Below are 23,207 nucleotides of genomic sequence, written 5' to 3' on the forward strand. Positions count from 1 at the left end.
ATGTTAGAATCACAAAGGACCACTAGCGAATATAGATTTCTAGCAGAGTTTTGGATTTGACATTCGCTTCTCGCATTCGCTGCAAACCGGGTAGCGAATGTCAAATCCATCCCACTAACGCGCCGACTTCGGAGAGACGACTTGAGCGTAACACCCCAACAAGTTCTTGATCGACTGGCCGGTGTTCTCTCTCCCCGCGGCGTGGCACTGACTGACGCCGACGTCTTGTCGGAGATCGCTGTTAATGGCGACAAGGTGTTTTTCTCTATCAACGTCGAGGCGTCAGACATCCGGGTATGGGAGGACGTTCGCGCCCAGGCAGAGATGGCCGTGCGCGCGATCCCGGGAGTGTCGGTTGCGATGGTCGCTTTGACCGCCGAACGCAAGCCGGGTAGCGCCGCAAGTTCGCCGGGGTCCGCGCAGGGGATTCCGAATGTATCGACTCATCGGTCGCCGCCGGCATCAGGTTCGCCGATGGCGCGACAGGCGGATATTCCCGGAGTTGCCGCTGTTATTGCCGTTGCATCCGGCAAGGGCGGCGTTGGCAAGTCGACCACCGCGCTCAATCTCGCGCTGGGCCTGCGGGCTCTCGGCTTGCGCGTCGGTCTGCTCGATGCCGATATCTATGGGCCGTCTATACCAAGACTAACCGGCATTCGGGAAAAGCCGCAATTGACAGACGACAAGAAGATGGTCCCGATCGCGCGTTTTGGCCTCGCGATCATGTCGGTCGGCTTTCTGATCGAGGAAGAACGCGCGATGATCTGGCGCGGTCCGATGGTGACGTCTGCGATCAGGCAGATGTTGCGGGATGTCGCCTGGGGCGAACTCGATGTTCTGGTCGTGGACATGCCGCCGGGGACGGGCGATGCGCAATTGACGCTGGCGCAAAGCGTGCCGCTCAAGGGCGCGGTCATCATTTCGACGCCGCAGGATTTGTCGCTGATCGACGCCCGGCGCGGGCTTGCCATGTTCAGACAAATCAACGTGCCGGTTCTCGGCATTGTCGAAAACATGAGCTTTTTTCAGTGTCCGCATTGCGGGTCGCGAAGCGAGATTTTTGGTCACGGGGGCGCGCGACATGAGGCGGAGCGGTTGGGGGTGCCGTTTCTTGGCGAAATTCCGCTTCACATGTTGATTCGCGAGACCTCCGATTCAGGTCATCCAGTGATGGAGAGCGAACCGGATGGACCACATGCGGCGATCTATCGCGCCATTGCCGGACGTATTCGTGACCAGCTCCAGGGTGCGACCGCCGCAGCCTAGCGGAGTGAATTTGACATTCGCTACCCACTTCGCAGCAAATCCGGAAAGCGAATGCCAAATTCACTCCGCTAGAGTGGACTACGGTGGTGCTGGATCTGGGCGGGTCGTCGACCGCGCTCGCTGGAATTCAAAGAAACGTCCTCATAAGGAGTGTCTGAATGAAACGTCGTGATTTTTTGAAAGTTTCAGCGGCCGGCGCAGCTGTTACCGCCGTAGCCTCGCCCGCGATCGCACAGTCGGCGCCTGAGATCAAATGGCGCATGACGTCGAGCTTTCCGAAATCGCTCGACACGATCTATGGCGGGGCCGATTATTTCGCAAAGCAAGTCGCGGAAATGACCGACAACAAGTTTCAAATTCAGCTCTTCGCTGCCGGAGAGGTTGTTCCCGGATTGCAGGCGCTCGATGCAACGGCCAACAATACGGTCGAGATGAGCCACACGGTTTCCTATTATTACGTCGGAAAGGACCCGACGTTTGCGATCTTCGCGTCTGTCCCGTTCGGCCTCAACGCGCGTCAGCAGAATTCCTGGCTGTATCAGGGCGGAGGGAACGAACTCGCCAATGAGTTCTTCAAGAAGTTCGGCGTCATCTCCTTTCCATGCGGCAATACCGGCACGCAGATGGGTGGCTGGTTTCGCAAGGAGATCAAAACGGTCGCCGATTTGTCGGGCCTCAAGATGCGAATCGGCGGTATTGCCGGGCAGGTGCTTCAGAAGGTCGGCGTCGTGCCGCAACAGCTTGCCGGCGGCGACATTTATCCCTCGCTGGAAAAGGGTACGATCGATGCGGCCGAGTGGGTCGGTCCCTATGATGATGAAAGGCTGGGATTTCAAAAAGTCGCGAAATACTACTACTATCCGGGTTTCTGGGAAGGCGGCCCGACGGTGCACGCGTTCTGTAATCTCGAGAAGTGGAATACGTTGCCGAAGACCTATCAGGCGATAGTGATGAATGCGGCGGCGAACGCCAACACCTGGATGGCGGCTCGCTACGACATGCAGAATCCCACCGCTCTCAAGCGGCTCGTCGCAGGTGGTACGCAACTGCGGCCGTTCAGCAATGAAATTCTTGATGCCTGCCTGAAAGCCACGAATGAATTATGGGGCGAGATTTCAGCGAAGAATCCCGACTTCAAGAAGGCTATCGAAGCCATGCAGGCTTATCGCTCGGACGAATACCTGTGGTGGCAGGTGGCTGAATATACCTACGACAGCTTCATGATCCGATCGCGTACCCGCGGCTGATCACGCCCTCAAATCGTAGACTGTCCACGTCAGAGCGTTTTCAAGCGAAGTGGAATCCGGTTCGCGTGAAGAAAACGCGTCAGATCAATAAACTAGAGGCTTTCACCGTTTCGATGAAACGGTGAAAGCCTCTAGGCGTCCGGCGCAAAAGCCGGACGTTTTGCGTTCCGCCACCCTCGCTTGTCGCGGGTCGTCTCTTCGGAGAATGCTTTCCGACGCGCATTGAAGATTTGGTTATTGCTGTGTTTTCGGTGGTGAACCGAAATCGAACGGTGCAACCTCAATGTCGGGAACCTCGATCTTGATCTTGTTGAGATCGACGTTTGTCGATTTGCTGAGCAGGCTCGTCACCGTCGCGGGGAATGCGATCACAAGAACGACCATGATAATTTGTAATCCGATCCAGGGCATGGCGCCCCAATAGATGTCGGAGCTTTTTACCTCGCGCGGCGCGACGCCGCGCAGGTAGAACAATGCGAAACCGAATGGAGGGTGGAGAAACGAGGTCTGCATGTTGACGCAGATCATGACGCCGAACCAGATCAAGGCGGCGTCCGCGCCGACGATCGGAGCGAGCAGCTTCTGGGCCACTGGCGCGATCATCGGCAGGATGATGAAGGCGATCTCGAAGAAATCGAGGAAAAACGCCAGGAAGAAGATGAAGACGTTGATGAAGATGAGAAAGCCCCACGCGCCGCCTGGCAGCGAGGTCAGCAGGTGTTCGAGCCACTCGCCGCCGGATACGCCGAGAAACACCACGGAGAAACAGGTGGAGCCGATCAGGATGAACGTCACCATGGTGGTGAGGCGCATCGTCGATTGATAGGCCTGTTTGATGAGGTCGCGTAGCTCGGGAATGCGGACGGCTTCCAGACAAATCCACACGACCGCGAGATAGGTGACGGCGAATGCGATCTTGAAGACCGGTCCCTCGGCTATGAAGATCCCGACGAGCGTGCCGATACCGCCGGCGATCGCGCCGACGATCAGGAATTTTCGGCCGGTGCTGCTGAAATCCTTGTGGTGGATGGCTGCAAGAACGATAGCACCGACGGCGCCCATTGCACCTGCTTCCGTCGGCGTCGCAAGCCCCATCATCATGGTGCCGAGCACGACAAAGATCAGGACGGCGGAGGGGATGATTCCCATCAGGCACTTGCGCCAAAGCGGCCAGCCCGCCAGCGTGCGGAATTTCTTCGGCACGGCAGGGACGTGACCGGGTTTGAAAAGGCCAAGCAGGAACGTATAGCCGGCGAACAGCACGATCTGGAACAGCGCGGGCCCCCAGGCTCCGCGATACATATCGCCGACCGATTTTCCAAGCTGGTCAGCGAGAACGATCAGCACCAGGGAGGGTGGAACGAGCTGGGTGATCGTGCCGGATGCCGCCAGCACACCCGTGATGTAGCGAATGTTGTAGCCGTACCGCATCATCACGGGCATCGAGATGAGGGCCATGGCGATCACCTGGGCAGCGACTGTGCCGGTGATGGCGCCGAGAATGAACCCGACAAGTATGACCGAATATCCGAGACCACCGCGGATCGGCCCGAACAACTGGCCCATCGAGTCGAGCATGTCCTCCGCAAGACCACAGCGCTCAAGCACCGATCCCATGAACGTGAAAAAGGGGATCGCAAGCAGCAGTTCGTTGGACAGCACACCACCGAACACGCGCCCCGGAATGGCCTGAAGGAAATTCAGATCGAAGAAGCCAAGATGGATGGCGAGGAAGCCGAACGAGAGTCCGACTGCAGCCAATGTGAAGGCCACCGGAAAGCCGATCAACATCGCCAGGACCAGGCCGCCGAACATCATCGGCGGCATCATCTGGAGCGTAATCATTGAGTCGGTCTCTCGTACGTCGCATCGATCGTGACAACGCCCAGCAGCGCTGCGACACGCTTGATCACTTCCGAGACACCTTGAAGCGCGAGCATGACGAATCCGAACGGGATGACAAGTTTGATCGGCCAGCGGACCAGACCGCCGGCATTTCCCGACATTTCACCGACCGCGTAGGACTGCATGAAGAATGGCCACGACAGGTAGCTCAGTAACAGGCAGGACGGAATGAGAAGGAAGAGGGTGCCGATGAGATCGAGCCAGAGCTTGCCGCGCTCGGACAGATACAAATAGAAGATTTCGACGCGGACATGTTCGTTGCGTTTGAAGGTGTAGGACGCGCCGAACATCACGAGGACGGCGAACATGTACCACTGTAATTCGAGCCAGCCATTTGAGCTGTAGTCGAAGGCATATCGGATCATCGCATTACCGGCGCTCACCAGAACGGCGAGCAGCACAAGGACATTGCACACGTATCCGACTTTTTCATTGAGCTGGTCGATGGCCGTGCTGAGGGCCAGTAACGGGCGCATCACACTCCTCCTCGCGCCAGCCGGCCGCGCGTTGTGGAAGCCGGGCTCCGGAGCCTGCATCGCTCGCGAAAACCGCAATAGCTATCGCAATGGCTAGTGGTGCACTGCGGGCTTCGCCGTATCCCCGGAATGCAACTTCTGGCCGAGCTGCGATGAATCGCACCATTCCAGCGCTCGGTAGCCGCCGTCAATCGGAGGTTCGGTGATATCTTGGGGGTATATCGAGCGGCCTGGCCGCCACGAAAACAGGCGCTGCCGCCTATCCGCCGGTTACGCTCATGTGCCGGCTTACGCTCGGACGATTGTGGCGGTCGATAATGAAGTCATGACCTTTCGGCTTGAGGCCGATGGCACGATCAATCGTTTCGTACAGCAGCTCGTCGCTGGCGGATGCGCGGAGCGGCCGGCGCAGGTCAGAAGCGTCTTCATGGCCGAGGCAGGTATGCAGGGTACCCGTGCAAGTGATGCGGACGCGGTTGCAGGATTCGCAGAAATTGTGGGTCATCGGCGTGATGAAGCCAAGCTTCCCGCCGGTTTCGCTGACCCGAACGTAGCGGGCAGGGCCGCCCGTGCTGTCATCGAGGTCGGTGAGGGTGTACTGGCCGGCGAGCCGCGCGCGCACCATGGACAGCGGCAGGTATTGATCGGTGCGGGACTGGCCGATATCTCCCATCGGCATGACCTCGATGAGGGTCAGCGCCATGCCTCGTCCGTGTGCCCACTCCATCAGAGATGGAATTTCATCTTCGTTGAGGTTTTTGAGCGCGACCGCATTGATCTTGACGGCGAGGCCCGCGGCTTGTGCCGCATCGATGCCGTCCATGACCTTCTGGATGTCACCCCAGCGGGTGATCTCGCGAAACTTCGCTGGATCGAGCGTATCGAGCGACACGTTGATCCGCTGTACACCGCAATCTTTTAGTTCAGCCGCGAAACGGGCCAGTTGCGATCCGTTTGTCGTAAGCGTCAGTTCTTTCAGCGCTCCGGTCCCGAGGTGACGAGACAGCGAATGGAATAGCGACATCACGTTGCGGCGAACTAGCGGCTCGCCACCGGTCAGCCGCAACTTGCGCACACCCTTGGCGATGAATGCCGAGCACAGACGATCAAGCTCTTCCAGCGTAAGCAGATCGACCTTCGGCAAAAACGTCATGTCTTCCGACATGCAATAGAAGCAGCGAAGATCGCAGCGGTCTGTGACTGATACGCGCAGATAGCTGATGGACCGGCCAAACGGGTCGACCATATTTTTTGAGCTTGAAGCCTCGGTGAGGACAGATGAGCCGGTCATTCAAATTGCCTTGTCGCAACGGCGTAAGCCGTATCCATGCTGTAATGTAGGCCTGTCGTAGCTACGGCACAATGGCGGCTGGGTTTGCTGCAGTGCACAAGAAGTTAATGGTCCGGGCCGGGCGCAGGAGCGGCGGCTGGTTCAGGGGCTGCGGTTGGTTCAGGGAAAGGCGAGGCCGTCGTGGGCGATGAGGCCGCCGGAGCTGTGGCCGCCTTTGGTACGCGCCGTTTGCGTGGCTTTTTGCGGACGGGTTTCGAGGGCGTGACCGGCTGCAGTTCACCGACCACCGGGTTGGGATCGACTGTTGTGGTCGCGGGGGATGTGAAATCACCGGGCTGACGTGTCACCTGTACTGGCACTGTCAGAGGTTGATAATTGGCCAGGGTGTAGGAAACGCTGAAGCCTTCGGCGGCTGGAACCTCCACCGAGCAAGGGGTTTTGCAGGACTGGCCCTGCGACGTCCGGGCGTCTGCGCCCGATGGAACGGAGTCCAACTGGACCGTTACGTTCGGTGGAGCGGACTTGAATGTATCGAGCGAAGAACAGCCGGCCAGGCTGACGCCTGCTACGGCAATCACGATAAACCGGCGCATGATCGATCAATCCGTCACTTAAATTGCGGCGAGCAGCCGCAGTCCCCGCGCGGACCATAGAAGTGTGCCGAGACCGCCGCAATGGCGATGATCGCAATTGCTAACGGACGGTTAATGTCCGTAATAAATTTAATTCTAGTAGATAAATCAATTAGTTATGTTCAGCGATGCGGCCTGAAGGGCAACGACTGCGTCCGGCAACTCTCTGAAGTGGGCAACGAGACGGTCAGGTTTGAGTTCGGCGATTGGAACTTCGGTATACCCGAACTCGACCCCGATGACCGGAATTCTGGCACGCCGCGCCACCCCTATATCGGGTCCTGCATCGCCCACCATGACGGTGGCCTCGGGGCGTCCGCCCGCGCGCGCGATCGTTTGCAGCAGAATCGCCGGGTCCGGTTTGGTCACGCCGAAGGTGTCGCCGCCGCAAATTGCAGCAAACCGCGGGCTCAATCCCAACTGGTCAAGCAGCAGCTTGGCAAGCGCTTCCAGCTTGTTGGTGCAGACCGCGAAACGATATCCTCGCGCCGACAGGTCGTCGAGCGCCTCGATGAGTCCCTCGAACGGACGGGATTCGTCGGCGATATGCGCCGTATAGTAGTCGACGAAGTCGCCCATCATCCGCGTGATATCATCGGGTGTCGCGGGGTGATCCTCGTGTTCAAGGCCGCGTTCGATCATGCGCCGAACGCCTGCGCCGATCATCGAGCGGGCTGTTGCCAACGGCACCGTGCGCAGGCCTTCGCGGTCCAAAACGAAGTTAAGCGCGGCGGCGAGATCGGGCGCGGTATCAACCAGCGTCCCGTCGAGGTCGAATACGACCATGGGAGAGGGGGAAGACATCATGATGGCGGATCGGTACCCGCCTCCCGCCGGACATGCAAGGGCGAAGTCCGGACCTGGCCGCATGCAGAATGGGGGCGGAAACGCCTGATTGCCCTGTTCCTTACGAACGAACGACGCTAGTGTCCCGACTTCGAATTCCCCTGTCTTTGCGGCAGCCTTTGATGCGAGCTTCGGAATCAAAGAGACGCCGGCAATTCAAAAAAATATGATGCGGGCCCGGGAGGTCGCTTGACCGAACCCGCGTCGGCTGCAAAGCGAACTTCTGAACCACCCTTGGGAATGCCTCGTTGGCCATGGCGGGGCTGCGAAAAATTGAGGTCGTGATGACGTTGGATGCATTGAAAAGACAGGCTGCGGCGCGTGCCCTTGAATACGTCGAGGATGGCATGAAGCTGGGTCTGGGAACGGGATCCACCGCCAAGCACTTTGTCGAGCTTTTGGGTGAGCGCGTTCGGGACGGGCTGAAGGTCGTTGGTGTACCGACATCCGAAGTAACGCGAGCCGACGCGGAGCGGTGCGGTATTCCTCTTACTACCCTGGATGACCTCGATCGGCTCGATCTGACGGTCGATGGCGCCGACGAAATCGACCCCGATCTGAATCTGATCAAGGGGGGTGGGGGGGCGCTTCTGCGCGAGAAAATCGTGGCTGCGGCGTCGGAGCGCATGATCGTGATTGCGGACGAGACAAAGTGGGTGGCCAGGCTCGGCCGCTTTCCTCTGCCGATCGAAGTCATTCCCTTCGGACTTGCGGCGACGCAATGTGCTATTGCCGAGGCGTTTGCGAAAGCCGGCGCTTCCGGTCAAATGGTCGTCAGAAAGGGGCCGGACGGCCATGCTTTCGTCACCGATGGCGGCCACTGGATTTTCGATGCCCACCTTGGGCAAATACCCGATGCATCCCATCTGGCCGGGCTGTTGAATCCGATACCCGGCGTCGTCGAGCATGGCCTGTTCATTGGCCTCGCGCGTGTGGCGATGTTAGCGGGCGCACAAGGAATTCGCGTTGTTGAGCGGCAGTAGCGCCGCAACCAGGAGATATCGAGATGAAGGGTCTTTCAAGATTTCTGCCCGCGGCTTGCCTTGCCGTGGCGCTGGCGTTCTCAGGCGTTGCGCTGGCTCAGCAGCCCGCGCAACCGACTCCCGCCGCCATTGCTTCGGCCAAGGAACTTCTGACGCTGAAGCACGCGGAGGCGATGTACGGGAATGCCGTTCCGGGTATGGTGGAGCGGACAAAGACCACGTTGCTTCAATCCAATCTGAACTATCAGAAGGATCTCAACGAGGTCGCCTTGATCGTTGCCAAGTCGCTGGCGGGTCGCGAAAAGGAGATCGGTGACGGCATGGCGAAGATATATGCCAGCCATTTTACCGAGCAGGAATTGAAGGATCTGGTTACCTTTTACAAATCTCCGCTCGGACAGAAGATGATCGCGCAGGAGCCCAAGGCGCTCGAGGCGAGCATGGCATTCACGAACCAGTGGGCGCAGCAGTTTGCGGAAACTGTTAACGGCGAATTCCGAGCGGAAATGCGTAAGCGTGGTAAGGAAATCTGAGTTCGGCCGAACCTGCGCATGGCTGATTTCGACGTCGATCTGTTCGTCGTAGGCGGTGGGTCTGGCGGCGTGCGCGCCGGGCGCATCGCCGCGGGACATGGTGCGCGCGTCGTGATCGCCGAGGAATACCGGATGGGCGGCACCTGCGTCATCCGGGGGTGCGTGCCGAAGAAGCTCCTGGTCTATGGATCTCACATCCGCCACGACATCGAGGATGCCGCGGGTTTTGGCTGGTCGATCCCGTCCGCGACGTTCGACTGGCCGACGCTGATCGCCAACAAGGACAAGGAGATCGCCCGGCTTGAGGCGGCCTATACGTCCAATGCGGAGAAGGCGGGCGTGCGCGTCGTCAAGACGCGGGCGGTGTTCGAGGACCCGCACACGCTGCGGCTGGCGACGGGCGAAACAATCCGCTCGAAGCATGTGCTGATTGCAACAGGCGGTGCGCCCAACCACGGGCGGGCCATTCCCGGCATCGAGCACGTGATCTCCTCCAACGAGGTGTTTCATCTCGCGGAATTGCCGAAGCGAATTGCGATCCAGGGCGGCGGATATATTGCGCTCGAGTTCGCCTGCATCTTTGCCGGATTCGGCAGCGATGTGACGCTGATCTATCGCGGCGACAATATCCTGCGCGGTTTCGACGACGATGTTCGCGCGCATGTTCGCGCGGAGATGGAAAAAGACGGTATCACGGTTCTGACGGGCTGCACCGTCGACAGGGTCGATCGGCATGGCGACGAATTCACGTCTCATTTGTCAAATGGGTCGAGCGTCGCCTCCGATCAGGTTCTGTTTGCGATCGGCCGGCATCCGAACGTTGCAAACCTCGGACTCGAGAAGGCGGGCATTGCCATCAATCCGTTGAATGGTGGCATTGCCGTTGACGGCTTTTCGCAAACGAACGTACCGCACATCTATGCGGTCGGCGATGTTACGCATCGTTTCAACCTGACGCCGGTTGCTATCCGCGAGGGTCACGCCTTCGCGGATACGGTGTTCGGAAACAAACGGACGCGGGTGGATCATGCGGACATTCCGACCGCGGTATTCTCGCAACCCGAGGTCGGCACGGTTGGTCTGACAGAGGCACAGGCGTGCCTGCAGTTCACCAAAGTCGATATCTACAAGGCGACTTTCCGGCCGATGAAGGCGACATTGTCCGGCCGCGATACCCGCATCCTGATGAAGCTTGTCGTGGATGCGACGACCGATCGCGTGCTGGGCTGCCACATCGTCGGCGATGGCGCCGCCGAGATGGTGCAGGTTCTCGGCATTGCGATCAAAATGAAGGCGACCAAGGCCGATTTCGACGCGACGATGGCATTGCATCCCACGGCGGCCGAAGAACTCGTGACGATGCGGACGCCAACCGCACGCCACGCGCGCGAAGCGGCGGAGTGAGGGCTTTCCCAAGGCTGGCTTCAGGCCACTCGGAGTATCGCGGGTCCGTCCGCGCGAAAGAAATCCGAAGTGGCTGATCCGGCCTTCGCTTGAGTCCCCCGAAGGTACTCCCGGCGATCCGTCAACGACGAATTCGGCTTTTGCCGCAAGCTCTTGTACGGTAAGACTTAACTCCAACTGGCGTGGCGCGGCCAGCCTGTATATATACCGGTCCTTCAGCACCCCCCCGTTAAGTGGCGGTTTTTGCTTAGGAGTTGACCTCATGTCCGAGCGGTGGACACCCGATAGCTGGCGCAGCAAGCCCGCGCTGCAAATCCCGGTTTATCCGGATGCGAAATCATTGGGCGAGGTCGAGGCGCAACTTGCCACGTTTCCGCCGCTGGTTTTTGCGGGTGAGGCGCGCAATCTCAAGAAAGCCTTGGCCCGAGTCGCAAACGGCGAGGCGTTCCTGCTGCAGGGCGGCGACTGCGCCGAGAGCTTTGCCGAACACGGCGCCAACAACATCCGCGACTTCTTCCGCGTGCTGCTGCAGATGGCGGTGGTTCTGACCTATGCCGGCGCGCTGCCGGTGGTGAAGCTTGGCCGCATTGCTGGCCAGTTCGCCAAGCCGCGCTCGTCCCCGATGGAGAAAATCGACGGCGTCGAATTGCCGAGCTATCGCGGCGATATCGTCAACGACATCGCGTTCACCGCGCAGTCACGCGTGCCCGATCCGCACCGTCAGCTCATGGCTTATCGGCAATCGGCGGCGACGCTGAACCTGCTGCGCGCCTTCGCGACCGGAGGTTTCGCCAATCTCGGCAGCGTGCATGAGTGGATGCTTGGTTTCCTGAAGGATTCCCAGCAGTCGCGGCGCTACAAGGAGCTGGCCGACCGTATTTCCGACGCGCTCAATTTCATGCGCGCCTGCGGGCTTAACCTGGAGAGTCACCCGGAACTGCGAGCGACCGATATCTACACCAGCCACGAGGCGCTGCTGCTCGGTTACGAGGAAGCCTTGACGCGGGTCGATTCCACGACCGGCGACTGGTACGCGACCTCGGGCCATTTCATCTGGGTCGGTGATCGCACCCGTCAGCTCGACCACGGCCACGTCGAATATTTCCGCGGCATCAAGAATCCTATCGGACTGAAGTGCGGCCCGTCGCTCAAGCCGGATGAACTGTTGAAGCTGATCGATGTGCTTAATCCGGACAATGAGGCGGGGCGTTTGACGCTCATCGGCCGCTTCGGTTCGGACAAGGTCGCGGATTACCTGCCGCAACTGATCCGTGCTGTGAAACGCGAGGGCCGTGCTGTCGTATGGTCGTGCGACCCGATGCACGGCAACACCATCACCTCGACCAGCGGCTACAAGACCCGCCCGTTCGACCGCATCCTGTCGGAGGTCAAGTCGTTCTTCAGCATTCATGCCGCGGAGGGCACGCATGCCGGCGGCGTTCATCTGGAAATGACCGGACAGAACGTCACCGAGTGTATCGGCGGTGCACGCGCGATCACGGACGAAGACCTCAACGACCGCTATCACACCGTCTGCGATCCGCGCCTGAATGCCGAGCAGTCGATCGACATGGCATTCATGATCGCCGAATTGCTCAGGCAGGATCGTGCGGGCAAGGTCAAGCCAATCCCCGCGGTAGCGGGCTTCTGAGGTGTTGCGCTTATTGCGCGCCACCATCAATAGCTGGAACGGATTGATCTTTGCCACCCGTTCCGAGCAGGCCATCCGGCAGGAATTGTTCGCGCTATTGCTGACGCTGCCGCTGGCGTGGCTTGTCGGAGCGACGGCGGCCCGCCGTGTCGAACTCGTTGCGGTGGTCCTGCTGCTTCTGGTGGTTGAGCTTTTGAATACCGCGATCGAAAAACTGGCGGACCGATTGACGACCGATCACGATCCGCAGATCGGGCGAGTCAAGGATATGGGCTCGGCTGCGGTCGGCATGATGCTGCTCATTATCGGTCTGGTCTGGAGCAGTGCCATCGCCGAACGCATGGGCCTCCTTTAGGCTTCGATCGGATGTGTTTTCTTGCCCCGAACCGGTGTCCACTTCGCGCGAAACCGCTATAAGCGTGACAATTGCAGAAAGGCGAGGCCTGCGGGCAACGTACGTCCATGACCGAAACCACCTTCAAAATCACGCTCGGCCAGCTGAATCCCACGGTTGGAGACATTGCCGGCAATGCTGCGAAGGCTCGCGCCGCACGCGCGCAGGCCAAGGCCGATGGCGCCGCGCTGGTGGCGCTTCCGGAACTGTTCATCGCCGGCTATCCCCCCGAGGATCTGGTCCTGAAGCCTGCGTTCCAGGCGGCGTGCCGCGAGGCGGTCGAGGATCTTGCGCGCGAGACCACCGACGGTGGTCCGGCCGTGCTGATCGGCACTCCATGGGTGGATGAGGGCAAACTCTATAATGCGTATGCATTGCTGGATGGCGGGCGGGTTGCGGCGCTTCGCTTCAAGGTTAATCTGCCGAATTACGGCGTATTCGACGAAAAGCGCGTGTTTGCGAGGGGACCGGTCGGGGGACCCTTGAAAATTCGAGGTGTGCGGATTGGCGTGCCGATTTGCGAGGACACCTGGGTCGAAGAATCCGCCGAGTACGAGAACGTCGTTGAGTGTCTGGCGGAAACCGGCGCGGAAATTCTCGTCGTTCCCAACGGATCGCCCTATGCAAAGGGCAAGAACGACATCAGGCTCTCGATCTCGGTTGCGCGCGTGACCGAGAGCGATTTGCCGCTGGTCTATCTCAATCAGGTCGGCGGTCAGGACGAACTGGTGTTCGACGGCGCGTCTTTCGTGCTGAACGCCGATCGCTCGCTTGCCGCGCAGCTCCCGGCCTTCGAGGAAAGTGTGGTCACGCTGCAATGGACCAAGTCCGCGGCGGGGTGGCGGTGCACAGGACCGGTCGCGCCTCAGATCGACGACGACAAGGCGGATTATGCCGCATGCGTGCTGGGCTTGCGCGACTACGTCCAGAAGAACGGATTTCCCGGCGTGCTGCTCGGCGTGTCCGGCGGTATCGACTCCGCTCTGTGCGCGGCCATCGCCGTCGACGCCCTCGGAGCGGAGCGCGTGCGCGGCGTCATGCTGCCGTTCCGCTTTACCGAGCAGGTCTCGCTCGACGACGCGGCGAAGCTCGCAAAGGCGCTCGACATTCGCTATGAGGTGCTGCCTATCGCGCCAGCGGTGAACGGTTTCGAGGAGATCCTCTCGGGCACTTTCGCAGGGCTTCCGCGCGACATCACCGAAGAGAACCTGCAGGCGCGCGCCCGTGGCACGCTCTTGATGGCGATCTCCAACAAGACCGGCGCGATGGTGGTGACCACCGGCAACAAGTCGGAAATGTCAGTGGGCTACGCGACACTGTACGGCGACATGAACGGCGGCTTCAATCCGATCAAGGATATCTACAAGACCGAGGTGTTCCGGCTGGCCGGCCTGCGCAACGCATGGAAGCCGGACGGCGCGCTTGGCCCATCGGGCGAGGTGATTCCGGGCAGCACCATCGCCCGGCCGCCGACAGCGGAGCTGCGCGAAAACCAGCTGGATCAGGATTCGCTGCCGCCCTACGATCAGCTCGACGCAATCCTCGAGCGGCTGGTCGAGCGGGAGGAACCGCTGGCGTCGATCGTCGCCGAGGGCTTCGACCGCGACGTGGTCACGCGGATCGATCGCTTGCTGAACACCGCCGAATACAAGCGCCGGCAGGCGGCGCCGGGCGTCAAGGTTACGCCCAGGAATTTCGGCCGCGACCGCCGCTATCCGATCACCAACCGGTTTCGCGATCCCGGCAAACCGTTGCCGAAGCCGAATGAAGACCTCGTCTCCCGAGCCAGCCGGAGCTCTGCGGAAGCTTTTGAGGGGTGACGTTGTAAAGGACGCCAGAGTGCGATTCCAACTGCGTTGAACCAGACTCTGGCTTTATCCCTTGCTTGAGCATGATCTGATCCGAAAACCGGTTCCCACTTTTCGGGATCATGCTCTATCGCGCGGGTATAAACGTTGGTCCGACCGAGCGGATCGGCTTGTTCGATGACGGGGGTGTGGAGCCGGTCGGCGCTGCACCGGCGGAGGTGGTCTCGGGCGCTGTGGCCGTCGCTGCGGCTGCGTCCTTCTTTTTCGAACCTTTGCTGTTGGCCGGTTGGGACATCTTCCTGGCGCCGTCTTCGGTGACGATGATGTCACCCTGCTGCGCCGCCGTGGCTTTGTCGTCGAGTCCCTTCAGCGCGTCCGCCCAGGTCTGGCCCGCCGCCTTGCACGAGCACGATGGATTGAACTCCTGCCGGTATCGGAATGCGTTGGGCGATGAAGAATAATGCTGTCCGTTGATCGAGACGGCCTGGTTCATGTCCTCGCCGGGATTGCGATAAGCATAGAGAGTGGCGTCCGCCGCCGGACAAAGGCTCTTGCAGGTGCGTTCGTCGTCGGAAAAACGGCTCGGCACGGTGGCAAACGAGATCGGGAAATAAAAGCCGTCGCATGACCGTGCGCAGACGGTTCGATAGGTTCCGGACTGCACGCCTGAATCGGCCGGCGGGAGCTCCGAATTATCGATATGCTCGGGAGAATTGCCGAACAGGTTATCGAAAAAATTGCCCGTGTTCCGCACGGCCGCGGCGTATTGCGGGCCGCAATTGTTCTGCGCCAGCGCCACTAGCACCGAGCGGCGCTGATTGTCGCGGTCCGGGTTGCCCGCGCTGCCTCCCGTACGCAGCCGCTCCAGGCTGGTGGTGATCTGCTCGAGATTGGTCCGCATCCGCTGGATCTGGTGGGTGACCGGCCCGCACTGCGCCGACTGGCCGTTGAACAGCTGGAAGAACCCCGAACTGTCGCAGCCGGTGCGCCTTGCTTGCGCGGTTACGCGTTCTAGCTCGGCCTGTTGCCTGCCTGCGGCCTCCTCATAGCGCCGGATCTGATCGGCCATCGCCGCGTTGCCGCCCCCGCGCTCGATGCTTGCGAGTTGCGCCTCGAGTCGTGGGCAAATCGGATTGACGCCTGAAGGCGGAGCGCCCTGCGCCAGGGCATCAGCGGCAGGGACCGCGGTGCCGAGGGCAACGGCGCAAGCCAAAATCCGTATCGTGCGGCGGGCAAACAAGAGGTCAGGCATGATCCGCCATCAGAGCGATCCCGGGACGATTCTGCAAACTGGCTCTGCGAAGAGGGGTTGTCTTCCGAACGCAGACGCACCCGTCGCGGTGACTTTTGACGCAACCGGGCGAGCCTGATTGCGTCGCGAGACGCTGATGGTGCGGGCCGGATGCGTTACTGTGACGGCCGTTTGACAGCTTGGCCCTGTCATATCCGCTTCTCGCGGCAGCGTCACGTCGTTTCCGGGGCGCGAGTGTGGCGGGCTCAGCACGATACCGGCATTCTCGCTACGGATCGTCAGCGTTGACAGGTAATCGCGACGTATTCGTTGCAGCCGCTGTGTTTACAGGATCCTGTGGACCCCGGAATCGAATCCGTCATCTCATCGGGCTTGACGTGTCTGTAGGCGGTGGCCTGCGCAAAATCGCGTGACCGGCAATAGGAATGCGCGGCGTGGGCACCGCACCTCTCGCTTTGGGCGAGGCACTGGTCGATGCCGTACCCGTCTGCCTGGTTGGCAATGATGAAAACGCGACTGTCGGCCCATGCGGCGGCTCCCGCAAAGAGAGTCGCGCCTGCCAGAATTGCGGGGATAATTCGCATCGTGTACCGGAAACTAAAATGGAGAAAATGAAGAACGTCGCCGTTGCGAGCCACGACGACGGGCCGGGGCGATTTCACGGCGAAATGAGGCGTTTGTGGGGCATAGCCTTGACGCCGCACCCCCGGCTGTTTCATGGTATCTGGATGAACGGTTTCCTCGCCATTTGCGGCATTTGCCGCGAGATTATGAGCTAGCGATTCGCTGGCTGAGGCCGTCTTTTCTCACAAGAGAGCACTGGACGCCCGGCCAGCAGTGTCCTGGCTCTCGCATTCGCATGCATGTGCCACGGGGATTTGCGAATGGGAGTACACCGCCAGGAAACACAATTGTCGGGCCGTTAGCACCTACCGGAACGGGATTCCATGGAACTGCGCCTTTACGATACCCTGACCAAGGAGAAGCGTGTTTTCACGCCGATCGATCGGTCGAATGTGCGGATGTATGTCTGTGGTCCGACGGTCTATGACTTTGCCCATATCGGCAATGCACGGCCGGTCATAGTGTTCGACGTGCTGTTCCGGTTGCTACGGCATCTCCACGGCGCCGATCATGTCACCTATGTCCGCAACATCACCGACGTCGACGACAAGATCAACGACCGCGCGGCGCGGGACTTTCCGGGACTGCCGCTGAACGAGGCCATCCGCAAGGTCACGGAAAAGACCGCCGAGCAGTTTCAGGCCGATGTCGCGGCGCTTGGTTGCCTGCCGCCGACCCATCAGCCGCGTGCCACGGAATTCGTGGCTCCGCGCGCCGACGGCAAAGCCGACATGGTGACGCTGATCAAGCAGCTCATCGCGCGGGGTCATGCCTATGAGGCCGGCGGCGAAGTGCTGTTCGATGTACAGTCGATGCCGGACTACGGCGCGCTGTCGGGCCGCAGGTTGGATGAGCAGAAGGCCGGCGCGCGGGTCGCGGTGGACGCGCACAAGAAGAATCCGGCCGACTTCGTGCTCTGGAAACTTTCGTCGGAGAACGAGCCGGGCTGGGACAGCCCGTGGGGCAGGGGACGGCCGGGTTGGCACATCGAATGCTCAGCCATGAGCGCGGCCTATCTTGGCGACGTCTTCGACATCCACGGCGGCGGTCTCGACCTGATCTTTCCGCACCACGAGAACGAGATCGCACAATCGCGCTGCGCCCACGGTACGCACACGATGGCGAACACCTGGATGCACAACGGCTTCCTGCAGGTCGAAGGCGAGAAGATGTCGAAGAGCCTCGGCAATTTCGTGACGATCAATGAGCTTTTGACCACGGAGAAGTTTGGCGGGCGGAAATGGCCGGGCGAGGTACTGCGGCTAAATATGTTACGCACCCACTATCGCCAGCCGATCGATTGGACGACCAAGGCTTTGGAAGAAAGCGAAACCATCCTTCGTCGCATCTGCGGTAGAATAAAACAGTTTGACTATGCGCGTCGCGGAATGGCGGTGAAAGAACGATCGGTTCAATTGAACCTCTCACCGGAAATATTAGAGGCGCTCGTTGACGATCTGAATACTCCGCTGATGGTCTCGAGGGTTGGTGAACTCAACTACGACGATGATTTTGATCAGGCGCTATTGTCTATTGGTATCGATGTATTTTCATACGCGCGTTGGCTGCGATCGCAGGAGCAGCAAGCAGGTTCGAACGTCGATGAATTGGTGGCTGCGCGCCTTGAGGCAAGAAAGCGAAAAGACTTCAAAGAATCCGATCGCATCCGTGACGAACTCGCCGCCATGGGCGTGGTGCTGAAGGACGGCAAGGACGCCGACGGCAAGCCGGTGACGACATGGGAGATCGCGCGATGACGAAGCCCGACACGCCGTTTCCGAAACACTGGCGCTATTACATCTTCATCAAATGGGCGGTGATCATCGCGGCGGTGGTGTTGGTCGTCCGTCTGTTCGGAGTGTTTTGACGCGATGGGACAGGCGCTTCCCAAACCTGCGCTGCGGCCGATGCTGCCAGCCGACGTGCCCGTGCTGGCAGCGATCTTTGTCGCCAGCATCGAGGAACTGACCGGCGACGACTACAGCCAGGCGCAGCAGATCGCGTGGGCTGGCGCTGCTGATGACGAGGGCAAATTCGGCGCGCGGCTCGCGAACGAACTGACGCTGGTGGCGACGCTGCAGGGCTCGCCCGTCGGTTTTGCGTCGCTGAAGGGAGCCGATCACATCGACATGCTCTATGTGCATCCGGGTGCGGCGAGGCATGGGGTTGCGACTGCGTTGTGCGATGCACTCGAGAAGCTTGCCGGCGCGCGCGGCGCCGCAGCGCTGACCGTCGAGGCCAGCGATACGGCAGAGCGGTTTTTCGCCAAGCGCGGCTACGTCGCGATGCAACGCAACTCGGTGACGATTGGTGATGAGTGGCTGGCCAATACCACGATGAAGAAGACGCTGGTCGCGGGAGGTGCGGCATGAGCCGCGAACGCCTCTATCTGTTCGACACCACGCTGCGCGACGGGGCCCAGACCAACGGCGTCGACTTCACGTTGCAGGACAAGCAGGTGATTACGAAGATGCTGGATGATCTCGGCATCGACTATATCGAGGGCGGCTATCCCGGCGCAAATCCGACCGATACCGAGCTGTTCTTGCAAAAGCCCGCGCTTCGCCATGCACGGTTTACCGCCTTTGGCATGACGCGGCGGCCGGGCCGGTCCGCCTCCAACGATCCGGGTCTCGCCGCGCTGATCGAGGCCAAGGCGGATGCGATCTGTTTTGTGGCGAAATCCTCTGCCTATCAGGTCAGGGTCGCGCTCGAGACCACGAACGACGAAAACCTCGCGTCGATTCGCGACAGCGTAAAGGCCGCCGTGGCAGCTGACCGCGAGGTCATGGTGGACTGCGAACATTTTTTCGACGGTTACAAGGAGGATCCGGCGTTCGCTCTCGCCTGCGCCAGGGTGGCTTACGACTCCGGCGCGCGCTGGGTTGTGCTGTGCGACACCAATGGCGGCGTCATGCCGAACGAGATCGAGGCGACGGTTCGCGAGGTCGCGAGACATATCCCCGGCGACCATCTCGGCATCCACGCCCATAACGACACCGAGCAGGCGGTTGCCAATTCGCTCGCGGCGGTGCGCGCAGGGGCGCGGCAAATCCAGGGCACTCTGAACGGTCTCGGCGAACGCTGCGGCAATGCCAATCTCTGCTCGCTGATCCCGACGCTAAGGCTGAAGCAGGAATTTTCCGATGTCTTCGAGATCGGCGTGTCTGGGAATCGCCTTGCGACCCTGACGCAGGCATCGCGCACGCTAGACAACATGCTCAACCGCGCGCCGAACCGACACGCGCCATACGTCGGTGAAAGCGCGTTCGTCACCAAGACCGGCATTCACGCCTCGGCGATCCTCAAGGACCCCGCGACCTATGAGCACGTTGCGCCGGAATCGGTTGGCAATCGTCGCAAGGTGCTGGTGTCGGATCAGGCCGGCCGCGCCAACGTGTTCGCCGAGCTCGAGCGGGCGAACATTGCATTCGACAAGAATGATCCGAAGCTCGGCCGGCTGATCGAGGAGATGAAGGAGCGCGAGGCTGCAGGCTATGCGTATGAATCCGCCAATGCGTCGTTCGATCTCTTGGCGCGGCGTACGCTCGGCCGCGTGCCGGAGTATTTCGATGTCGAGCAGTTCGACGTCAATGTCGAGCAGCGCTACAATTCCCACGGCCAGCGCATCACCGTTGCGATGGCGGTCGTGAAGGTCAAGGTCGCCGGCAAAACCCTGATTTCGGCCGGTGAAGGCAACGGCCCTGTCAACGCACTCGATGTCGCCCTGCGCAAGGACCTCGGCAAGTACCAGAAATACATCGAGGGGCTAAAGCTGATCGACTATCGCGTGCGTATCCTCAACGGAGGCACGGAAGCCGTGACGCGCGTGCTGATCGAGAGCGAGGATGAGGAGGGCGAGCGCTGGACCACGATCGGCGTGTCGCCCAATATCATCGATGCGTCGTTCCAGGCCCTGATGGATTCAATATTTTACAAGTTGGTGAAGGCCGGCGCGACGGTGTGAGAGAGATCCGCTGTGGTTACAGCCGGTCGGCGACGTCGGCCGGCATATGTTTCGAGTCCAGCGTGGCGCCCGCGGCGGTGCGAAGTTGCGGCAGGATGTCCTCCACGCGATCGGCCTGCAGGATGTTGACTGCGAGCGTTGGCCGGATGAAGGCGGTGGCCCGCATGTGAGCGAGCAGCGCGAGCAGCGGCTCCCAGAAGCCGGCGACATTCGCCAGCATGATCGGCTTGCTGTGCCGCCCGAGTTGCTGCCAGGTGAGCTGCTCGACCAGTTCCTCCAGCGTTCCGACGCCGCCGGGCAGAGCGACGAACGCGTCCGACCGCTCGAACATCAGGCGCTTGCGCTCGTGCATATCGCGGGTGACGATCATCTCCTGCACCCGGGACAGCGCGTGCTCGCGCGCGGTCAGGAAATCCGGAATGATGCCGGTGACGGTGCCGCCGTGATCGAGGACCGAGGTCGCGACGGCGCCCATCAGGCCGACCGAACCGCCGCCATAAACCAGCCCCACGTTGTTCCGGGCAAGCGCTCTACCAAAAGCGACGGCGGCTTCGACGAATTGGGGATTTGTACCGGGGCCTGAGCCGCAATAGACGCAGACCGTTTTGATGGTGTTCATAGGAATAGAGTGGCCCCGACTAATTACAGCGTCAAGGCTCGGCTATTGCCGGCACCGGGTCAAGGGCCTGCGGGGCCGGCTCCGCAGCGAAAAGAATTGCCGGGTAGGGTGTACGCGGCATCCAAACGCTCTATATGACAGTCGATATATGACCCCGATCAGACGATATGTGCGGCGGCGGCCGCCGCTGGTTTCTTCAGGCGCGATCCATGCGTAGCGCCGCTGCGCATCCGGCGAGCGCGCCGGCAACACCTTCCGATGATCCGACCCGGAACGCGACGCTCGGCAGGGCGCTCCTGCATTTGTGGCCCTATATGTGGCCCGGCGAGCGCGCCGACCTGAAGATGCGCGTCGTCTGGGCGATGCTGCTGTTGCTGGCGGCAAAGGTCGCCACCCTGGTCGTTCCGTTCACCTTCAAGTGGGCGATCGACGCGCTGAACGGCGCGGGCAGCGCGCCCGTGCAGCCCGACAACTGGACGATGTGGCTGATCCTGTCGCCGCTCGCAATGACGCTGGCCTACGGCTTTGTTCGCGTGCTGATGGCGCTGCTCACCCAGTGGCGCGACGGTATCTTTGCCAAGGTTGCGATGCACGCCGTCCGCCGGCTGGCATACCAGACGTTCGTCCATATGCACGAGTTGTCGCTGCGCTTTCATCTCGAGCGCAAGACCGGCGGGTTGACGCGCGTGCTCGAACGAGGGCGCAACGGCATCGAGGGGATGGTCCGGCTTGTTATTCTTCAGCTGGTCCCCACCGCAGTCGAGGTGGGTCTGCTCGCAGCAGTGCTGTTATGGCAATTCGACTGGCGCTACGTGCTGGTCACGCTGGCGACCGTGGTCGTCTACATGGTCTTCACTTATCAGGCGACGAAGTGGCGGATTGAAATCCGCCGGCGGATGAACGATTCCGATTCAGACGCCAACACCAAGGCGATCGACTCGCTGCTGAACTATGAGACGGTAAAGTATTTCGGTGCTGAGCTTCGTGAAGCGAAGCGCTACGACCGGTCGATGGAGCGCTTCGAAACCGCGAGCGTGCAGACCTATACGTCTCTGGCGGTACTTAACGCGGGCCAGGCAGTTATCTACACCACCGGGCTGACGGCAATTATGATCATGTGCGCGATCGGCGTGCGCAACGGCACTCATACGGTGGGGGATTTCGTCATGGTGAACGCCATGATGATCCAGCTCTACCAACCGCTCAATCTGATGGGCATGGTCTATCGCGAGATCAAGCAGGCGATCATCGATATCGAGCAAATGTTCGGCGTATTAACGCGTAATCCCGAGGTCAAGGATCGCGCCGGCGCCCAGCCGCTGCATGTCGGGCACGGTTCGGTACAATTCGAGGATGTGCGGTTTTCCTACGATCCGGATCGTCCGATCCTCAAGGGCTTGACGTTCGATGTGCCGGCCGGAAAGACGGTTGCCATCGTCGGGCCTTCGGGCGCGGGTAAATCGACGATCTCGCGCCTTTTGTTTCGCCTTTATGATGTGTCGGGCGGCCGCATCCTGATCGACGGTCAGGATATCCGCGATGTTACGCAGATATCGCTGCGTGCGGCGATCGGGATGGTGCCGCAGGACACCGTGCTGTTCAACGACACCATCCGCTACAACATCCGCTATGGCCGCTGGAACGCGAGCGACGAAGAGGTCGAGACCGCCGCCCGGACGGCGCAGATCGATGGCTTCATCAAGATGTCGCCGAAGGGCTACGAGACGGAGGTGGGCGAGCGCGGATTGAAATTGTCCGGCGGCGAGAAACAGCGTGTGGCGATAGCGCGCACGGTGCTGAAGGCGCCCCCGATCCTCGTGCTGGACGAGGCGACGTCGGCGCTCGACAGCCACACCGAGCATGAAATTCAGGAGGCTCTCGAACGGGTCTCGCGCAACCGGACCTCGCTGGTGATCGCGCACCGGCTGTCGACCATCGTGGGCGCAGACGAGATTATCGTGCTCGATCAAGGCCGAATCGCCGAGCGGGGGACCCATGCCGAGCTTTTGGCAGCCGACGGTCTCTACGCCAGTATGTGGAACAGGCAGCGGGAAGCGCAGGAGGCGCGGGAGAAACTGGCGCTGATTGGCGATTCCGACGACGCGCCCAACCGGGCCCCTCCGCCTGTGGATGATCCGCTGGTAGCGCCAGCCGCCGCGGCAGAGTAGAATGGATCCAAGACGGCCCTTCCGAATCAAGCATCGGATATCACCGCGGTGTGGCTTTGCAGATCGGGGTTCTCTGTGGTGCGGTTTCGGAATAATGAGGCTCTGAATAAAACGGATGCTGCTCGAGGGTCGAAACTCACG

The 23,207-nt window shown here is 60.7% G+C and carries 20 protein-coding genes; 12 read left to right on the forward strand and 8 right to left on the reverse strand.

What is annotated here, in order from left to right; translation table 11 throughout:
• Nucleotides 1-141 precede the first annotated feature (141 nt).
• Both ACSZOQ_RS04760 and ACSZOQ_RS04765 read left to right on the forward strand, forming a co-directional pair.
• Entirely contained in the window at nt 142-1,266 is a 1,125-nt protein-coding gene (locus tag ACSZOQ_RS04760) for an Mrp/NBP35 family ATP-binding protein (RefSeq protein WP_439924883.1), read from the forward strand.
• Between the two features lie 158 nt (nt 1,267-1,424).
• Complete coding sequence (locus tag ACSZOQ_RS04765; protein WP_439924884.1) at nt 1,425-2,513, forward strand: TRAP transporter substrate-binding protein; 1,089 nt, start codon at nt 1,425-1,427, stop codon at nt 2,511-2,513.
• 234 nt (nt 2,514-2,747) lie between these two features.
• Here ACSZOQ_RS04765 and ACSZOQ_RS04770 read toward each other — a convergent pair whose 3' ends face one another.
• From ACSZOQ_RS04770 to ACSZOQ_RS04790, 5 genes are all read right to left on the reverse strand, one after another.
• Nucleotides 2,748-4,358, reverse strand: a complete 1,611-nt coding sequence (locus ACSZOQ_RS04770) for a TRAP transporter large permease (protein WP_439924885.1) — start codon at nt 4,356-4,358, stop codon at nt 2,748-2,750.
• Nucleotides 4,355-4,894 (reverse strand): TRAP transporter small permease subunit, encoded by a 540-nt coding sequence (locus ACSZOQ_RS04775; RefSeq protein ID WP_439924886.1) that lies wholly within the window; start codon nt 4,892-4,894, stop codon nt 4,355-4,357. Before ACSZOQ_RS04775 ends, ACSZOQ_RS04770 begins: the two co-directional genes overlap by 4 nt.
• A gap of 259 nt (nt 4,895-5,153) precedes the next feature.
• On the reverse strand, nt 5,154-6,185 hold the full coding sequence (gene moaA, locus ACSZOQ_RS04780) for a GTP 3',8-cyclase MoaA (RefSeq protein ID WP_439924887.1): 1,032 nt from the start codon (nt 6,183-6,185) through the stop codon (nt 5,154-5,156).
• Between the two features lie 104 nt (nt 6,186-6,289).
• On the reverse strand, nt 6,290-6,778 hold the full coding sequence (locus ACSZOQ_RS04785; protein WP_439924888.1) for a hypothetical protein: 489 nt from the start codon (nt 6,776-6,778) through the stop codon (nt 6,290-6,292).
• A gap of 147 nt (nt 6,779-6,925) precedes the next feature.
• Nucleotides 6,926-7,621 carry an HAD-IA family hydrolase gene (locus ACSZOQ_RS04790; protein ID WP_439925954.1) on the reverse strand — a complete coding sequence of 232 codons (696 nt, stop codon included), beginning with the start codon at nt 7,619-7,621 and terminating at the stop codon, nt 6,926-6,928.
• A 326-nt stretch (nt 7,622-7,947) separates the two neighbouring features.
• Here ACSZOQ_RS04790 and rpiA point away from each other — a divergent pair, with 326 nt between their 5' ends.
• The 6 genes from rpiA (at nt 7,948) to ACSZOQ_RS04820 (ending at nt 14,448) form a co-directional block, all read left to right on the forward strand.
• Nucleotides 7,948-8,646 carry a ribose-5-phosphate isomerase RpiA gene (rpiA, locus tag ACSZOQ_RS04795; RefSeq protein WP_439925955.1) on the forward strand — a complete coding sequence of 233 codons (699 nt, stop codon included), beginning with the start codon at nt 7,948-7,950 and terminating at the stop codon, nt 8,644-8,646.
• 23 nt (nt 8,647-8,669) lie between these two features.
• Complete coding sequence (locus tag ACSZOQ_RS04800) at nt 8,670-9,179, forward strand: DUF2059 domain-containing protein (RefSeq protein ID WP_439924889.1); 510 nt, start codon at nt 8,670-8,672, stop codon at nt 9,177-9,179.
• Nucleotides 9,180-9,197: 18 nt separating this feature from the next.
• Nucleotides 9,198-10,583, forward strand: a complete 1,386-nt coding sequence (gene gor / locus ACSZOQ_RS04805) for a glutathione-disulfide reductase (protein WP_439924890.1) — start codon at nt 9,198-9,200, stop codon at nt 10,581-10,583.
• A 262-nt stretch (nt 10,584-10,845) separates the two neighbouring features.
• Complete coding sequence (locus ACSZOQ_RS04810) at nt 10,846-12,234, forward strand: class II 3-deoxy-7-phosphoheptulonate synthase (protein WP_439924891.1); 1,389 nt, start codon at nt 10,846-10,848, stop codon at nt 12,232-12,234.
• A gap of 1 nt (nt 12,235) precedes the next feature.
• A complete protein-coding gene (locus tag ACSZOQ_RS04815) occupies nt 12,236-12,589 on the forward strand; it encodes a diacylglycerol kinase (RefSeq protein WP_439924892.1) in 354 nt (117 codons plus the stop codon).
• A gap of 107 nt (nt 12,590-12,696) precedes the next feature.
• A complete protein-coding gene (locus ACSZOQ_RS04820; protein WP_439924893.1) occupies nt 12,697-14,448 on the forward strand; it encodes an NAD+ synthase in 1,752 nt (583 codons plus the stop codon).
• Between the two features lie 115 nt (nt 14,449-14,563).
• On the opposite strand, the gene ACSZOQ_RS04825 is transcribed toward ACSZOQ_RS04820, so the two are convergent.
• Both ACSZOQ_RS04825 and ACSZOQ_RS04830 read right to left on the reverse strand, forming a co-directional pair.
• Nucleotides 14,564-15,688 carry a DUF2865 domain-containing protein gene (locus tag ACSZOQ_RS04825; protein WP_439924894.1) on the reverse strand — a complete coding sequence of 375 codons (1,125 nt, stop codon included), beginning with the start codon at nt 15,686-15,688 and terminating at the stop codon, nt 14,564-14,566.
• Nucleotides 15,689-15,966: 278 nt separating this feature from the next.
• A complete protein-coding gene (locus ACSZOQ_RS04830) occupies nt 15,967-16,272 on the reverse strand; it encodes a hypothetical protein (RefSeq protein ID WP_439925956.1) in 306 nt (101 codons plus the stop codon).
• Between the two features lie 363 nt (nt 16,273-16,635).
• On the opposite strand from ACSZOQ_RS04830, the gene cysS reads away from it, so the two are divergent.
• The 3 genes from cysS to cimA all read left to right on the forward strand — a co-directional run bounded on the left by cysS (nt 16,636) and on the right by cimA (nt 20,279).
• Nucleotides 16,636-18,069: a cysteine--tRNA ligase gene (gene cysS / locus ACSZOQ_RS04835; protein ID WP_439924895.1), complete on the forward strand. Its 1,434-nt coding sequence runs from the start codon at nt 16,636-16,638 to the stop codon at nt 18,067-18,069.
• 114 nt (nt 18,070-18,183) lie between these two features.
• Complete coding sequence (locus tag ACSZOQ_RS04840; protein WP_439924896.1) at nt 18,184-18,684, forward strand: GNAT family N-acetyltransferase; 501 nt, start codon at nt 18,184-18,186, stop codon at nt 18,682-18,684.
• On the forward strand, nt 18,681-20,279 hold the full coding sequence (gene cimA / locus ACSZOQ_RS04845) for a citramalate synthase (RefSeq protein ID WP_439924897.1): 1,599 nt from the start codon (nt 18,681-18,683) through the stop codon (nt 20,277-20,279). Before ACSZOQ_RS04840 ends, cimA begins: the two co-directional genes overlap by 4 nt.
• A 16-nt stretch (nt 20,280-20,295) precedes the next feature.
• On the opposite strand, the gene ACSZOQ_RS04850 is transcribed toward cimA, so the two are convergent.
• A complete protein-coding gene (locus ACSZOQ_RS04850) occupies nt 20,296-20,898 on the reverse strand; it encodes a TIGR00730 family Rossman fold protein (protein WP_439924898.1) in 603 nt (200 codons plus the stop codon).
• Nucleotides 20,899-21,107: 209 nt separating this feature from the next.
• Here ACSZOQ_RS04850 and ACSZOQ_RS04855 point away from each other — a divergent pair, with 209 nt between their 5' ends.
• On the forward strand, nt 21,108-23,066 hold the full coding sequence (locus tag ACSZOQ_RS04855; protein ID WP_439924899.1) for an ABCB family ABC transporter ATP-binding protein/permease: 1,959 nt from the start codon (nt 21,108-21,110) through the stop codon (nt 23,064-23,066).
• Nucleotides 23,067-23,207: the final 141 nt, after the last annotated feature.

Origin of the sequence: Nitrobacter sp. JJSN, from assembly GCF_051912485.1 — a bacterium.
Taxonomy (GTDB): domain Bacteria; phylum Pseudomonadota; class Alphaproteobacteria; order Rhizobiales; family Xanthobacteraceae; genus Nitrobacter.